The organism is Campylobacter sp. (assembly GCF_017646085.1).
Taxonomy (GTDB): domain Bacteria; phylum Campylobacterota; class Campylobacteria; order Campylobacterales; family Campylobacteraceae; genus Campylobacter.
Genome location: NZ_JAGCNF010000011.1, coordinates 1 through 14,912 on the forward strand (window position 1 = coordinate 1; position 14,912 = coordinate 14,912).

16 protein-coding genes are annotated in these 14,912 nt (G+C 33.1%); 12 read left to right on the top strand and 4 right to left on the bottom strand.

The features are described 5' to 3' along the window. The coding region (locus J6V67_RS00530; RefSeq protein WP_291857200.1) for a hypothetical protein at nucleotides 1-612 on the top strand (612 nt) is incomplete at its 5' end. A gap of 402 nt (nucleotides 613-1,014) precedes the next feature. Here J6V67_RS00530 and J6V67_RS00535 read toward each other — a convergent pair. Beyond that, complete coding sequence (locus tag J6V67_RS00535) at nucleotides 1,015-2,283, bottom strand: M20/M25/M40 family metallo-hydrolase (protein ID WP_291857202.1); 1,269 nt, start codon at nucleotides 2,281-2,283, stop codon at nucleotides 1,015-1,017. Nucleotides 2,284-2,347: 64 nt separating this feature from the next. Between J6V67_RS00535 and J6V67_RS00540 the strand changes: the two genes are divergently transcribed. The 3 genes from J6V67_RS00540 to J6V67_RS00550 are packed head-to-tail and all read left to right on the top strand — an operon-like array spanning nucleotide 2,348 to nucleotide 3,857. Further along, nucleotides 2,348-2,527 (top strand): hypothetical protein, encoded by a 180-nt coding sequence (locus J6V67_RS00540; protein ID WP_086234455.1) that lies wholly within the window; start codon nucleotides 2,348-2,350, stop codon nucleotides 2,525-2,527. Beyond that, a complete protein-coding gene (cmoB, locus tag J6V67_RS00545) occupies nucleotides 2,520-3,362 on the top strand; it encodes a tRNA 5-methoxyuridine(34)/uridine 5-oxyacetic acid(34) synthase CmoB (RefSeq protein WP_291857207.1) in 843 nt (280 codons plus the stop codon). The genes J6V67_RS00540 and cmoB overlap by 8 nt, the downstream gene beginning before the upstream one ends. A gap of 9 nt (nucleotides 3,363-3,371) precedes the next feature. Next, nucleotides 3,372-3,857: a PaaI family thioesterase gene (locus tag J6V67_RS00550; protein ID WP_291857209.1), complete on the top strand. Its 486-nt coding sequence runs from the start codon at nucleotides 3,372-3,374 to the stop codon at nucleotides 3,855-3,857. Between the two features lie 62 nt (nucleotides 3,858-3,919). Here J6V67_RS00550 and J6V67_RS00555 read toward each other — a convergent pair whose 3' ends face one another. Further along, nucleotides 3,920-4,510, bottom strand: coding sequence for an MBL fold metallo-hydrolase (locus J6V67_RS00555; protein WP_291857211.1), 591 nt, complete (start codon nucleotides 4,508-4,510; stop codon nucleotides 3,920-3,922). Nucleotides 4,511-4,605: 95 nt separating this feature from the next. Between J6V67_RS00555 and J6V67_RS00560 the strand changes: the two genes are divergently transcribed. The 8 genes from J6V67_RS00560 (at nucleotide 4,606) to J6V67_RS00595 (ending at nucleotide 12,798) form a co-directional block, all read left to right on the top strand. Beyond that, nucleotides 4,606-5,337 carry an NAD+ synthase gene (locus tag J6V67_RS00560; protein ID WP_291857213.1) on the top strand — a complete coding sequence of 244 codons (732 nt, stop codon included), beginning with the start codon at nucleotides 4,606-4,608 and terminating at the stop codon, nucleotides 5,335-5,337. A 14-nt stretch (nucleotides 5,338-5,351) separates the two neighbouring features. Beyond that, entirely contained in the window at nucleotides 5,352-6,485 is a 1,134-nt protein-coding gene (locus J6V67_RS00565) for a DegT/DnrJ/EryC1/StrS aminotransferase family protein (RefSeq protein ID WP_291857215.1), read from the top strand. Beyond that, nucleotides 6,478-7,434 carry a tetraacyldisaccharide 4'-kinase gene (locus tag J6V67_RS00570; protein ID WP_291857218.1) on the top strand — a complete coding sequence of 319 codons (957 nt, stop codon included), beginning with the start codon at nucleotides 6,478-6,480 and terminating at the stop codon, nucleotides 7,432-7,434. The genes J6V67_RS00565 and J6V67_RS00570 overlap by 8 nt, the downstream gene beginning before the upstream one ends. Nucleotides 7,435-7,445: 11 nt before the next feature. Further along, nucleotides 7,446-8,249 carry an acetylglutamate kinase gene (argB, locus tag J6V67_RS00575; RefSeq protein WP_291857220.1) on the top strand — a complete coding sequence of 268 codons (804 nt, stop codon included), beginning with the start codon at nucleotides 7,446-7,448 and terminating at the stop codon, nucleotides 8,247-8,249. A gap of 329 nt (nucleotides 8,250-8,578) precedes the next feature. Then, nucleotides 8,579-10,015, top strand: a complete 1,437-nt coding sequence (thrC, locus tag J6V67_RS00580; protein ID WP_291857232.1) for a threonine synthase — start codon at nucleotides 8,579-8,581, stop codon at nucleotides 10,013-10,015. Beyond that, nucleotides 10,012-10,740, top strand: coding sequence for a 3-deoxy-manno-octulosonate cytidylyltransferase (gene kdsB / locus J6V67_RS00585; RefSeq protein WP_291857222.1), 729 nt, complete (start codon nucleotides 10,012-10,014; stop codon nucleotides 10,738-10,740). The genes thrC and kdsB overlap by 4 nt, the downstream gene beginning before the upstream one ends. Next, nucleotides 10,737-11,801 (top strand): GGDEF domain-containing protein, encoded by a 1,065-nt coding sequence (locus J6V67_RS00590; RefSeq protein WP_291857224.1) that lies wholly within the window; start codon nucleotides 10,737-10,739, stop codon nucleotides 11,799-11,801. The genes kdsB and J6V67_RS00590 overlap by 4 nt, the downstream gene beginning before the upstream one ends. Beyond that, complete coding sequence (locus tag J6V67_RS00595) at nucleotides 11,782-12,798, top strand: GGDEF domain-containing protein (RefSeq protein WP_291857226.1); 1,017 nt, start codon at nucleotides 11,782-11,784, stop codon at nucleotides 12,796-12,798. The genes J6V67_RS00590 and J6V67_RS00595 overlap by 20 nt, the downstream gene beginning before the upstream one ends. 211 nt (nucleotides 12,799-13,009) lie before the next feature. On the opposite strand, the gene J6V67_RS00600 is transcribed toward J6V67_RS00595, so the two are convergent. Together J6V67_RS00600 and J6V67_RS00605 are read right to left on the bottom strand one after the other, a co-directional pair. Beyond that, nucleotides 13,010-14,539: a succinate CoA transferase gene (locus J6V67_RS00600; protein WP_291857228.1), complete on the bottom strand. Its 1,530-nt coding sequence runs from the start codon at nucleotides 14,537-14,539 to the stop codon at nucleotides 13,010-13,012. Nucleotides 14,540-14,640: 101 nt separating this feature from the next. After that, nucleotides 14,641-14,912 (bottom strand): 3'-5' exonuclease (locus tag J6V67_RS00605; RefSeq protein ID WP_291857230.1); only part of this gene is annotated, 272 nt, incomplete at its 5' end.

Here is a 14,912-nt window from a genome sequence, read left to right on the forward strand (position 1 = left end):
AATATAATAAACTCAAACACTCTTAAAGATAATCCAGTTGAAATTTATATGGACGAAGATACTGAGCTTAAAGACCTATTCTTATACAAAGTCCCAGTATCAGAACTAACTCAAAAAGATGTAACTGCTGTCTGGCTAAACTACTACACTAATAAGTGGAGTATGCTGCATAATGCTAAATTTGCCATAGAACACGGCCTAACTATCTATCCATCAGATGTAAATCCATATGATTTGGGCACATATCGTAGGTGTTCTCAGCTAGATACATATCTTACTATAGGTAATCAATATTTTAAATATATCAAATTTGGCTTTGGACAGTGCAGCGACCATGTAGGATATGATTTAAGAAAAGGAAATATCACTCAAGATGAAGGTAAATTTTTACTTCGTGAGCTTGATGGCAAATATGGTGAGTTTTATATGCAAAAGATGGCCTCTTATTTGGATTTAACACCAAGCCAAGTGCTAGAGTATTGTGAAAAATTTAGAGGCGATATGTTTGAACAATGTGAAAATGGTTGGAAGCTTAAAAACCCAATTTGGGAGCTAGAACCAATCCAAAACAAACACAATATCAAAGATATAATGAATAGACTTGGATTTTGATCTAGTTTTATATTAGCTTTATTGTGGCTATATTATTTTATCTTTTTATTAATTTTTGATTGACTTAGATATTTGATTTATAATTATAATCTAATTTATAATCACGATGAACTAGTTTTTTAATGGCGTAGAAATCTGCGCCCAAGAATCCAAACATCAAAATTTTTACATATAAATTCTTATCTATATTGCTATACTTTAAATTATTAAACAAGATAGAGTTTAAAAAATATAAATTATATTATAGGAATTATGCTCATAGGGCCAGCTTCCCTATGGCAAATTTGTCTTCATAAAAAGAAGAGATGTATATTAAAAATTACATTCACTGCTTATTATCAAGGCTTATTGATTTTGTTTTACAACAGTGTAGATACAACCTCCATATAACTACATCATTATTTACTTTTGATAATATGCTACTATTTTTTCTACCACTTTAGCTATTTTTTCTAGTGAGTCAATCTCTAAGTGCTCATTTATACTGTGTGGAGAGTAGATATTTGGCCCTATTGATGCAGCTTCTAATCCATTTTGCTTAGCGACAAATACGCCGCACTCAAGTCCAGCATGAACAGCTTGAAATTTAACCTTAGGATTATTTTCTTGCATAAATTTCAAAACAACATTAGCAAATTCACCAATTTTTGGTGTCCAAGCCCCACTTCTCTCAAAAAAGCTTACCTCAAACCCTGCTAATTTTGCTAAGCTTGCAGTCTCAAATTTAAGCCTCTCTAGCCCATCTTCACTCATCGAACGAGCAAAAAACTCCAACTCTATAATTCCATCATCACTCTTAATCCTTGATAGATTTATGCTATCACGCACGATTTTTAGATTCTCATCGTAGCTTCGCACTCCTTGAGAAAAGCTATTAATTAGCGCTAAGATATTATCTCCAAATTCTAATACCTCCTCTCCAACGCCAAGCTCACGCACCACTACCCTATCATCACTATGTATTATCTCATCGCAAATTACTAGCCCTTTAGCATTTACAGGAATTGAGTTGCTACGCTCACCGCCATTAATATCTACAATTTTACCATTATTTTTAGCAATAAATTCAGCCAATATTTTAATTGAATTTGGAATATCCTTAATAATCTCTAGCCCACTATGACCACCTGGTAAATTTAAGACACTTAGCTCATAAAGTCTATTATTAGCCGGTACTTTACTAGCTTTAATCCTAGCATGTATTAGCTCACCAGCAGCACAACCTATAAATACACCATCTTCATGTTCGCTATCAAGATTTAAAAGCCTACCACTTATAATGCGTCCATTAAAGCCATTTGCACCAATCAAGCCAACCTCTTCATTGGCACTAAATAACACTTCAAGATTTTCAAATTTCTCCATCATATCCATCATAATTGCTACGCCAATTCCATTATCAGCGCCCAAGCTAGAATTTTTAGCTCGTAAAATTTTTCCATCATCTATTAGCTCAATATTTGGCGCATCTCCTACACAAACCATATCATAATGTGACTGCAAGCAAATTTTTGGCTCACCTTTGATAGCGTAGATATTATCAAATTCATCAATCTTAACGCTAAATCCACTCTTTTTAGCAAAATCAACTAAATAATCTCTAAGCTGCAAAGCATCAAAACTACAATGCGGAATAGCGCAAATTCCTTTAAATTTATCCAAGATTTCCATATTTTACTCCAAATTTTTATAAAATTATATCAAAATTAAACAAAATAATGGTAACATTATCACTATGAAAAATTTGATTATATTTGTGATTTTGGCACTATTTTTACAAGGGTGTCTTTGGGTAAATAAACGAGGGATTTCAGACAAATACTACAACAGTTGCAAGGAGTACTACGACGCAGCTGGTATATATCACAAAAAATGTGATGAAAATTTAGTAGATTGGAAAGAGATATATGAATAATAAAGCTTACGATGAGCTTTTAAAGCAAATTTTACAGCTGCCTAGCGATAAGTGTGAACTTACATTAGATGAGAGTGTGCGGATTAATATCCCAAATTTCACTAAAGAGATTAAAGAAATTGCAGTTGCGCTTAAGCCGTGGCGAAAAGGACCATTTAATCTAAATGAGCTTTTTATAGATAGTGAATGGAGAAGCTTTGTTAAGTTTAATATTTTAAAACCATATCTAAATTTAAAAGGTAAAAGTGTCGCAGATGTTGGGTGTAATAACGGCTATTATATGTTTAAAATGCTCGAATTTAATCCAAAAAGTATAACCGGGTTTGACCCTAGTGAGCTAGCATTTTTGCAATTTAGTTTTATTAATCACTTTATTAAAAGTGATATTGAGTTTAAAATTGCTGGTGTAGAGAGCCTACCTGAATGTGGAAGTAAATTTGATACAATATTTTGCCTTGGAGTTTTATATCACAGAAGCGACCCAATAAAATGCCTAAAAGAGTTAAAATCAGCAATGAATCCAGGCGGTGAGGTATTTATAGATACAATGTACATCGAGCGTGATGATGAAATGGTACTAAGCCCTAATGGTAGCTACTCTAAAATTCCAAATATTAGCTTTATTCCAAGTGTTAAAGCGCTTAAAAACTGGTGTCAAAGGGCTAAATTTAAAAGTTTTGAAATTTTAGCTACTAAGGAAACTGACTTGTTTGAACAGCGTAAAACAGAGTGGATAGATGGGCAAAGTCTTGGTGACTTTTTAAACCCAAATGATAACTCTAAGACAATAGAAGGTTATCCAGCACCAAAAAGAATTTATATAAGATTAACTTAAAGGTATATTATGAATGAGTATGATGAGAGTTTGCAAGATATTGGATTAATTGATAGTGCTGAGATTTTTCAAGGGCTTTTAAATATACCAGCTACTATAAACTCCACTTTATGCGGCGGGATAGTAGATATGAAGCCAAACTATGCCAAAACTGCGCTAATGACTAGCAATGAAATGGTTTTTGATGATGAAAAGCTAGTTCATGGTGGATTTATATTTGGTGCGGCTGAGTGGGCTGCGCATGTAGCTATAAATACGCCTCACTCTGTAACTATAGGCGCAAAGGTAAATCTATACGCACCAGCCAAAGTTGGCGATATGGTAGAATTTGAGGCGCACGCCTACTACGAAGAGTCTAAAAAGCGTGAGGTTAAGGTCATAGGCACAGTCAAAGAGATTAAAATCTTTGAAGGCACCTATCAGATAGTTGTACTAGAAGAGCATATATTTAGACTTCAGCAACGTAAAATGACAAGCGATGAATCGCAACAATAAGGCTAATTTAACAAATCTTGATTTGTTAATAAATTTAATCCATCTTATATAGGCGCAGAAGGCTAAATTGCCTGCGCCCATCTAATTAGCGAGTTTCTCTCAGCATCTAAGCTTGTTGGCTCACCATGCCCTGGGTAAATTTTATAATTTTTTAACTCTACAGCGTGTTTTAGACTCTGCTTCATTAATCTACCATCACTAAAAGGAAAATCATATCGACCAATTGAATTTTTAAATATAAAATCTCCACTAAACATCACATCACCAGCCGTTATTACACTACATCCTGGAGTATGCCCTGGGAAATGGCAAAAAGTAAATTTAACTCCGCTAAACTCAAACTCTTCTCCATCACTTACTAAAATATCAGGGTTAAATTTAGCCTGCAAAAGTCCAAACGGGTCATTTTGACACAAAAATACATCATCTTTAGGTATATAAATATCCACGCCAAATTTTGCTTTAATAGCATCACAATCATAAACATGGTCAAAATGTCCATGCGTACAAAATACCGCTAATGGATTTTTACACACACGCTCAATCCACTCTAGCGCACCATCGCCTGGATCGATTATAATCTCTCCATCGCTTAAAACAACTACATAACAATTGGTTCCATAAATCCCAAAAGCTCTTGAAATAATCTGCATTTTTACTACCTTTTTTAAGTTTTTTTCTAATATTCTAAGATAGATTTTACCATAATCTAGATATAATTTTGTACTATTTTTAATGGATGATATTAGTGGAAAATTTTAAATTATTAGAAAATAACCTTCTAAATTTTCTTGATTCTTACCTAAAAAGCTCTGGTGCTAAGGGTTTTGTCCTTGGACTAAGTGGCGGCTTAGACTCTGCGGTTGTGGCTACGCTTTGTACCAAAGTCGCTCCTACAAAAGCACTTATAATGCCAACTTCTAGCTCAAATCAAGCAAATTTAAACGATGCTTTAGAGCTATCTAGTAAGTTAAATTTGGATTACCAAATTATTGATATTAGTGATATTTTGGCTAGTTTTTTACCTTTTAGCGATACAAATGATAAGCTAAGAGTTGGAAATATTGCTGCTAGAATCCGTATGATTTTACTCTACGATCACTCTAGTTTGCTTAATGCGCTTGTTGTTGGTACAACAAATAAAAGTGAGAAAATGCTAGGATATGGTACGATTTATGGGGATATGGCGTGCGCGCTAAATCCACTAGCAAATATTTATAAAAGCGATCTATTTAAATTTGCTAGCTACCTTGGTGTTAATCACAAAATCATAGCCAAAGCTCCAAGTGCTGATCTATGGCAAAATCAAAGCGATGAAAGTGATATCGGATACAGCTATGCTCAGATTGATAAACTGCTAAAAGCCATAGAAAATGGCGAAGATTTATCTAAATTTGATAGCGACTTTAAAAATAAAATAACTGCTAGAATCACCAAAAATAGCTTCAAGCAAAAACTACCAGCAACACCAAATATATAAAATTAGGAGATTTGATGAGAGATATACCATTTTTTCGCCCCTTAATCACAGATAGAGAGCATGAACTTATCAAAGAGACCTTAGACAAAAATGCCAATTATATGGTTGAAAATTTAGAAAATAAGATAAAAGAGTTCTTTGGCACTAAGCATGCTATCACGACAAATAATGGCACAGCTGCCATTCACCTAAGCCTATGTGCAATGGATTTAAAACGTGGAGATAAGATTATTTGTTCAGTTAATGCTTTTCCTAGTATAGCTCAGGTAATTAGACATTTTGATGCTGAACCGATATTTGTTGATATTTGCGAAGATGATTTTAACATTGATCCAAATGAGCTAGAAAAGATTTTAAAAACCCAAAATCACAAAAAGCTAAAGGCTGCTTTTATCACGCATGTAGCTGGGCAAAGCGCTGATATGGAGGCAATTTACCGCCTTGCTAATGAATATGGCATAAAAATCATTGATGATGCTAGTAGGGCTATGGGCGCTACATTTAATGGAAATTTAATTGGCAATATGAACTCATATATGTCATGCTTTCAGATAAATCCACAAGTCCAGCATGCTGTGGCTACAACTGGAATAATCGTTACAAACGATGATGAGATGGCAAATCGTGCTAGATTAATACGTAACCACGCTATAATAAATGATAGTTTTGATAAAGATGGCAATCTAGGATATATGTATGACGTAATTGATATTGGGCAAAAATATGATCTAAATTCGCTCTGTGCCGCATATGGAATTGCTCAGTTTGAAAAACTTGGAATGTTTATCGCACGCCGCAAGGCAATTGCAGCAATATATAATGAAGAGTTAAAAAATTGCCCACATATTACTACGCCACTAGCTAAGCGAGATCACATATATAACCAATATATTATTAAAATCGATAAAAACCGTGATAGTTTTGCTAGAGAACTAAAAGAGATGGGAATTAGCACTAGCTTGCACTACCGCCCTATGCATCTATTAAGCTACTATAAGACTAAATATCATCTAAGAGTAAATGATTTTCCTAAAGCGCTTAAAACCTATCAACAAATTTTATCACTGCCAATATATGCCGCACTTAGTGATGAAGAAGCGCTTTATATCTGCAATGCAGTCAAATCAGTAGCACAAAATCGTGTTTAAACGCAAATTTCACGCTTGGCTAGAGAGATATTTTTACCAGCCAAGCGTTTTTGAGATTATTGTTAGCGCCCTACTTTTACCGTTATCAGCGATTTATTATTGTATAGTTTGGATTAAATTTAAACTATCTAAGGCGCAAAAATTTCCAATTCCAATAATTAGTATTGGCAATCTAGTTCTAGGCGGAAGTGGCAAAACTCCATTAACTAAAGCAATTTTTAATGAGTTTAATCACGAATTTAAAACCTTTATAATCCTAAGAGGCTATAAAAGAGAGTCAAAAGGTATGCAAATTGTAGCACTAAATGGTGATATAAAATGTGATGTAGCAACTAGTGGCGATGAGGCAATGGAATATGCTACAAATTTAAAAAATGCCAATATAATAGTCTCAAACGATCGCAAAATCGCTATTAATGAAGCTATTAATTTAGGGGCTAAGCTTATTATTTTAGATGATGGATTTGGAAAGGCTAATATTTTTAAATTTAATATTTTACTACGTCCAGCCAAAACCCCACGACTAAATTTCACCATCCCAAGCGGAGTTTATCGCTATCCAAGTAGCTTTTATAGTCTAGCTGATTTTATCCCGAGCAGTAGTGATATAATCAAAAAAACGACTATCATAAATCCGCAGCCAAAAATGGTTTTAATGACTGCTATTGCTAATCCTTCAAGATTAGAGTTTATATTTAAAAAATGTATTGGATATGAGTTCTTTGGTGATCATCATAAGTTTAATAAATTTGAGTGTGAAAGCATACTTAAAAAATATAATGCTAACTCACTTTTAGTAACCCAAAAAGATTATGTAAAAATCAAAGATTTTGGATTAAGTGTTTCAATTTTAGACTTAAAAACAACGATTTCTCCAAATTTTGTAAATAAAATCAAATTATTTATCAAAAACTACCAAAATTCAGATACAATATATCCAAAACTTTAAAAAGGGAAAATATGCTAAAAAGCAGTAGAACAGCTGAGGTAATCCTAAGCGCCTTGCCATATATTCAAAAATTTAGAGATGAAATATTTGTTATCAAATATGGTGGCGCAGCACAAATTGATGAAAAACTCAAAAATGATTTTGCTAGAGATATCGTGCTTTTGCAAATTGTCGGTATTAAAGTAGTTCTAGTCCATGGCGGCGGTAAGACTATTAATTCATTTTTAGATAAACTTGATATTAAAAGCGAATTTAAAGATGGCCTAAGAGTAACAGATACAGATACAATGCAAGTAGTAGAAATGGCACTAAGTGGTCTAGTAAATAAAGAGATTACTAGTATGCTCAATAAGCATGGCGCAAGAGCTATAGGAATAAGCGGTAAAGATGATAATATGCTAAAGGCTAAGGTAATGAATGATGGCAAATATGGCTTTGTCGGTGATATTACTAGCGTAGATGATAAACTGATTTATTCACTTTTAGATGATGGATTAATTCCAGTAATTGCACCAATTGCTATTGGCGATAAATACGAATCATATAATATTAATGCTGATCTATGTGCTAGCGCAATTGCTAGCAAATTAAAAGCTAGTAAAGTAATATTTTTAAGCGATATTAGAGGCGTGCTAGATAAAGAATCAAATTTAATTGGCAAACTAGATAAAGATAGCATTGAAGCACTTAAAAAAGATGGTACAATCAGCGGTGGAATGATTCCAAAAGTTGATGCTTGCTTAGAGTGTATTCAAAATGGTGTAGGTGCAGCACACATTATCGATGGTAAGATTCCGCACTCATTATTATTATAAATTTTCACAGACGAAGGTATAGGGAGTATAATCAAATGAAACTTTTAAGCATAATTTTAAATCAATTCGAAGTAACAAATTTAGCCAAGGAGCTAGCAAATCATAAATGCGTAAGCCAAATTCACAATCTAAACCCAATAAATGCAAAAGCGTGGGCAAATAAAGAACTAGCTGCTAATCAAGCAATGCTAGTTGTTGTCGGTAAATTTAAAAAAATCAAGGCTATTTTAGGTGAATTAGACCCAAAAATATGCGAATATCTCTCCATTGAAAAGTTAAGCGAGATAAATTCAAAACATCTAGAAACTCTCCAAGCACTAACTGCTCCAATGCTAGTAGGCACTAGACTTCAAAGCGCCGATGAATTAAACGAATCAGTAAATTTAGATACTGCATTGCTAAATCCAGCAGCCAAATATGGCGGATTATATGCACCAATAAATTTACCACTAATTAGTAAAAAAGAGTTTAAAAAATTAGCTAGATTAAATTATGAAGATTTTGCGCTAGAGATTATTAAAAAATTTAACTTTAATATTAGTTTGAATAAATTCAAAAAAGCACTTAGTAGATATGAGAAGTTTGATAAAAGCGCTGTTGAGATTAAAAGAGTTCATAAAGATCTATATATTAACGAGCTTTGGCATGGGCCAACTAGAGCGTTTAAGGATATGGCACTTCAGCCTTTTGGGCAAATTTTTAGCTCTTTAGCTAATGGTAATAAACAGCTCATAATATGCGCTACTAGCGGCGATACTGGGCCAGCTACACTAAGCTCATTTGAAAATGCTAAAGATATAAAAGTTGTCTGCCTATATCCAAAAAATGGTACCAGCGAGGTTCAAAGACTTCAAATGGTAAATCAAAAGGCACCAAATTTAAAAGTAATCGGAATTGATGGCAACTTTGATGATGCTCAGCAAGCACTTAAAGAATTATTAAATGATAATGAATTTAAAGCAGTTTTAGCTGAATTGGGCTACAATCTTAGTGCTGCGAATTCGGTCAATTTTGGCAGAATTTTATTTCAAATTATCTACCATATCTATGTCTGCGTAAGTATAAACAATAATAAAGAACCAATTGATATAATTGTTCCAAGTGGTAATTTTGGTAATGCGCTTGGCGCTTACTATGCTAAAAAAATGGGTGCAAATATTGGCAGAATAAAAATTGCTTCAAATCAAAATAATATCTTAACTCAACTTTTTACTACTGGTATTTATGATTTAAATAATAAAGAGTTAATTTCAACAATCAGCCCAGCAATGGATATTTTAATTAGTTCAAATATTGAGAGATTGTTATTTGATAAATTTGGTGCAGTTAGAACCAAAGAGCTGATGGATAGCCTAGCAACAAATAAAAAATATGAACTAACAAACGATGAGCTAAATGTATTAAAAGCTGACTTTGATGCAGCATTTTGCACTGATGATGAGTGTATAGAAAATATCTCTAAAATGGCAAAATCAGGTATATTAATTGACCCACATACTGCAACTTGTCTAAATTTAGTTAATGATGAAAATATAACTGTGATAACTTCAACTGCTCAATGGGTTAAATTTACTCCAAGTATGATCAAAGCGCTAAAAAATAGAACCAGCACCGATGAACTTGCTGATATGCAACTACTAGCTAACAAATATCATGTAAAGCTTCCAAAAAGTATAATCAAACTATTTAAAGAAGAGGCTATTCATACAGATGTAGTTAAAAAAAATCAGATAAAATCAAATATTATAGAGTGGATAAAACAATGATAGTAATACCTGCACGACTAGCCTCTACTAGATTTGCCAATAAGATCCTTGCTGATATCGGCGGGGTTCCTATGTTTGTTAAAACTGCTCAGCTAGCAAACAAATGCGATGATGTTGTGGTAGCTTGCGATAGTGAAGATATCTTGCAAATTTCACAAAAATTTGGAATAAAAGCGATAATGACTAGTAAAGCTCATGATAGTGGCACTGATAGAATTAATGAAGCGGTTAAAAAGCTTGGACTAAAAGATGATGAGATTGTAATAAATTTACAAGCAGACGAGCCATTTTTTGAGGAGAAAAATCTAAGTAAATTTAGAGATTTTACCTCTCAAAGAATAAATGATGGTGCATTTATGACGAGTTGTTTGAAATTTGCCAGCTCAGAAGAGGCTCAAAATCCAAATTTAGTCAAGGTAATCACAGATATAAATGATTATGCTATATACTTTTCACGCTCACTAATCCCATATCCACGCAGCCGCTGTGATCTATATAAAGCGCATATTGGGATATATGGTTATAGCGTTAGCACATTAGCACAGTTTTGCGCACTTACAACTAAAGAACTAGAAAATATAGAAAAGCTTGAACAACTTCGTGTTATCTCAAGTGCTAAAAAAATTGCAATGCTAGAGATAAATAGCCAAAGCATCGGCATAGATACTATTGAGGATTTACGAGTCGCTGCTAATAAATTTGGATTTGAATCTACCCTGCTATGAGTGTCATTGCCAAAGAGCTAAGATCATATCCTAAGATCTATCATAAGCTATTACTATTATACATTATCATCTTAGCCGTATATGGCTCAATGTTTGCATACTCAGGACTGTTTTTTCTATTTATAAATTTTGCCATATGCTTCTTTGTATCAATGGCACTTTATATAGATTTTAACGAACCTAAATTTGAAAAAATTATAAATTTATGGATACAGCTTAGTGCTACATATATCATGGTATCATCTATTTTGGTTTTAGGGTGGGGTTATGGATTTGAGCTATTTTTACTTGAACTTATAGCTATTAACTACGCCTCGCCTCTTAAGAATTTAGTCTTAAAAATTACGCTTCCACTATTGCAGCTTACGCTATTTATTATTTTATATTTTACCTTTAGCGGACTTGATGCAAACTACGGCTCTGAGACTATTAGACATATTAGTTTTATCTTTTGTTTTTGTATGATTGCATTGAAATTTTTTGTATTACAAGATAACACTAGTACTATCTCGACTCTTGATATAATTGCTACACAAAAGCAAAATATCAGCTATAAAAACATTGCTGAGATTGACTATCTAACTGGTCTTTATAATAGAGCACCGATGAATGAAATTATCTCCAAGCATTTTAAAATGCTCTCAAATCATCAAATTCGTTCTTTAGCTATCATTTTATGTGATATAGACAACTTTAAAAATGTAAATGATACTTATGGACATATCTTTGGCGATATTGTTTTATCAAAAGTTGCTGAGATTTTAAATATTAAAATATCTAAATTTGGTAAAATTTGCCGCTGGGGCGGTGAAGAGTTTTTAGCTATTATTCCAGCCCAAAACTTTAAAAAATGTATCCAAATTGCAGAATCAGCCAGAATCACTATCCATAGCGCTAACCCTGATAAAGTTCCTATCAGCGCAACATTTGGTCTATTATATATCGAAAATGCTATCGAGATAAATGATGCTATAAGTATTACTGATAACCTACTCTATCGTGGAAAAAACCAAGGCAAAAACCAAGTTGTATCGGAAAAATATGAACCTAATCAAAGATAACCTAACTTTTAATTTTAAATTTATAATAACTCTATTTTTAGTTGTAACACTTCTATATTCTATAGTATTTTATCTGGTTGGTATGAGCGAACTATCAGTTATTTCATTTCTTGGAATTTTTATCTATTTTATCTCACTTAAGGCTATAGATGATAATAATTATGATAGAGCATTTTTCTTAGCACATCTTCATATAGTAATCTCATCGATGCTTGCTACTACTATACTTGGATGGGATTATGGATTTTACCTTATTATTATTGCAATTGCTTCTACTACATATCTAAATATTTTTAGAAAACGTATCATAAACTATCTATTAGCTGGATTTGATTTTATTGGTTTTATAGTTGTCTATATGATCTCAAATGTATATTTTCCAAAAGAACCAGGCGACTTTTCACAAATATTTTATCTTAGCAATCTTGCTTTTTTATTGTTTTTGTTTGTGATGATTTTTAAAATTTACAATACTGTAAATCAGATAAATATCAAAGATCTTCACAAGCACAAAAACGAATTACGAACTGCTTCACAAACAGATCATCTAACTGGTCTAATTAATAAACGAGCCTTGCACTCTATTTTAACTAAAAAAAACAATAAAACAATTACAATTGCTATGTGCGATATTGATAATTTTAAAAGTATAAATGATAAATTTGGTCATAACATCGGTGATGAGGTTTTAAAAACTTTAGCTCAAATATTCACAGATAACGCTAATAAATCTGATATCGTGTGTCGCTGGGGTGGCGAGGAATTTGTCATTGTGGCTACAAATACTAGTCGTAATAACTTTATTACTCAAATTCAAAATATCAGATTTATCATAAATAAAACACCAGTTAAAGTCTCTACCGATCGCTCAATTCACTTTACTGTGACATTTGGGATTTCTGATAGTGGAACTGACCCAGACAAACTCACTGACCAAGCTGATAAACGCCTATATAAAGGCAAACGTAGCGTCAAAAACTGTATAATTACAAAATAACTATACATTTTAAGTCTATTTTACAATGCAGCCAATTTATAAATGTATAAATTTAAAACTTTTATTATTTGATTGATAATTATTTTTATTGATTTTATAAGAAAATTTAGTATAAATTTGAACTTATCTTTGTAAAATTATCTATATTTATAGTAATTTTACATTCTAGATAAGTTCAAAAAATATTATTCCAAGGCTAAGCTTTATAAGATTATTTCTTCATACTTCCAGTTTTGTTAAATCTATCATGCCAGCTTAATGCTTCACTTAAGATATGTGGAGTATGACCTGGTTTTGGCTGAGCACATGCTCTATCAAAATAGTCTTGCAACATATCTCTATAATCAGGATGAGCTATAGCTATCATCTTTTGTGCTCTTTCTCTAGGGCTACAACCTCTAAGATCAGCATATCCATACTCTGTTACAACTACCATAGTATCGTGCTCAGTATGATCTACATGGCTTACAAATGGTACGATCGCTGAAATAGCTCCACCTTTTGCTACTGATGGGGTTAAAAATAGAGATAAATATCCATTTCTAGCAAAGTCTCCACTACCGCCTATACCATTCATCATCTGTGTACCCATTACATTTGTAGAGTTGATATTACCATATATATCAGCCTCTAGCATACCATTCATTGCTACTACACCAAGTCGTCTTACTAGCTCTGGGCTATTTGATATCTCTTGTGGGCGAAGGATAATATGCTCTTTATAAAAATCAACATTATTTCTAAATTCCTCTACAGCTGCTGGGCTAAGTGATAAAGCTGATGCTGAAGCAAGATCTACTGTGCCATCTTTAACTAAATCTAACATACCATCTTGAATAACTTCTGAGTAGCACTCAAGCCCTTTATATCCAGCTTTACTTAGAGCAGCTAAAACCGCATTTGCAACATTACCAATACCGCTTTGAAGTGGTAGAAGTTTGCCTTTTGGTAATCTACCAGCAGCCTCTTCAGCCGCAAAGAATTTAGCCACATTATCGCCTATTGCTATAGATACATCATCAAGTGGAGTAAAGCTATTTAACCTATCATCAGTTGAACTTAAAACTACACCTACAACCTTATCGAAATCCACACTCATATATGGCTCACCTATGCGGTCTCTAGCAGTTTTTAGTGGGATTGGCTCACGGAATGGCGGTTTAGCTTGAACATATACATCGTGAAATCCATCTAGCTCTTTTGGTTGTTTTATATTTAGCTCTAAAATTACATTTTTAGCAGCATTTAACCATGCTTGATTATTACCTACTGATGTAGTAGGAATCAATTTACCATCTTCAGTAATACCTGAAATTTCAATGACTGCAAAATCCATATCGCCAAAGTATCCACACTCTACTTGCCACGCAAGAGAAGATAGATGTACATCAAGATATTTAGCCTCACCAGAGTTTATACGACCTCTCATACTAGGATCTGTATTAAATGGGGTTCTAAACTCAACACAATTGGCCTTAGCTAACGCTCCATCTAGATCCACATCTGTACTAGCACCAGAATATATGCTGATTTTATACTCACTACCTGCTGCGTGAAGCGCCTCAGCTCGTGCAGCTATTGCTAATGGAACATACAGTGGGCTACCAGCACCAACAAATCCACTAAAACCGACTTGAGCTTTATGCGGAATAAGTGCTGCTGCTTCATCAGCTTTAATAAGCTTAGATATATATCTAGGGTCTTTGATACGACTAGTATCGTTTAATGTATTGTCAATCATTTTCATCCTTTAATTAAATTTTATCTTTATTATAAGCAAACTTTCTATAATTTTTCTTATAGTCTTAGCAGTAGAAATTTATTTTAAGCAAAATTTAATATTTATACCGAATTTCTTACCATTCCAGCTTCAACTAAAAAGCAACTTGGCTGATACTCTACTTTTCTTATCTTATCATACTTTGCATAGCTTAATACTAATTCATCTTTTGCCCGTGTAACTGCTACATAAAACAGCCGCCTCTCCTCTTCTATATCACTCATTAAGCGTGAATTTGGAAATCTACCTTCTGCTAAGTCCACAACAAATACTAAATTAAATTCTAATCCCTTGCTAGCATGTACAGTAAGTAGATTTACACCATCTCCCTCAC

Excerpts from the sequence above, each read along its gene's own strand:
- J6V67_RS00535 (WP_291857202.1), bottom strand. The coding sequence starts at position 2,283 with ATGGAAATCTTGGATAAATTTAAAGGAATTTGCGCTATTCCGCATTGT.
- J6V67_RS00540 (WP_086234455.1), top strand. The coding sequence starts at position 2,348 with ATGAAAAATTTGATTATATTTGTGATTTTGGCACTATTTTTACAAGGG.
- cmoB (WP_291857207.1), top strand. The coding sequence starts at position 2,520 with ATGAATAATAAAGCTTACGATGAGCTTTTAAAGCAAATTTTACAGCTG.
- J6V67_RS00550 (WP_291857209.1), top strand. The coding sequence starts at position 3,372 with ATGAATGAGTATGATGAGAGTTTGCAAGATATTGGATTAATTGATAGT.
- J6V67_RS00555 (WP_291857211.1), bottom strand. The coding sequence starts at position 4,510 with ATGCAGATTATTTCAAGAGCTTTTGGGATTTATGGAACCAATTGTTAT.
- J6V67_RS00565 (WP_291857215.1), top strand. The coding sequence starts at position 5,352 with ATGAGAGATATACCATTTTTTCGCCCCTTAATCACAGATAGAGAGCAT.
- argB (WP_291857220.1), top strand. The coding sequence starts at position 7,446 with ATGCTAAAAAGCAGTAGAACAGCTGAGGTAATCCTAAGCGCCTTGCCA.
- thrC (WP_291857232.1), top strand. The coding sequence starts at position 8,579 with ATGCTAGTAGGCACTAGACTTCAAAGCGCCGATGAATTAAACGAATCA.
- kdsB (WP_291857222.1), top strand. The coding sequence starts at position 10,012 with ATGATAGTAATACCTGCACGACTAGCCTCTACTAGATTTGCCAATAAG.
- J6V67_RS00590 (WP_291857224.1), top strand. The coding sequence starts at position 10,737 with ATGAGTGTCATTGCCAAAGAGCTAAGATCATATCCTAAGATCTATCAT.
- J6V67_RS00595 (WP_291857226.1), top strand. The coding sequence starts at position 11,782 with ATGAACCTAATCAAAGATAACCTAACTTTTAATTTTAAATTTATAATA.
- J6V67_RS00600 (WP_291857228.1), bottom strand. The coding sequence starts at position 14,539 with ATGATTGACAATACATTAAACGATACTAGTCGTATCAAAGACCCTAGA.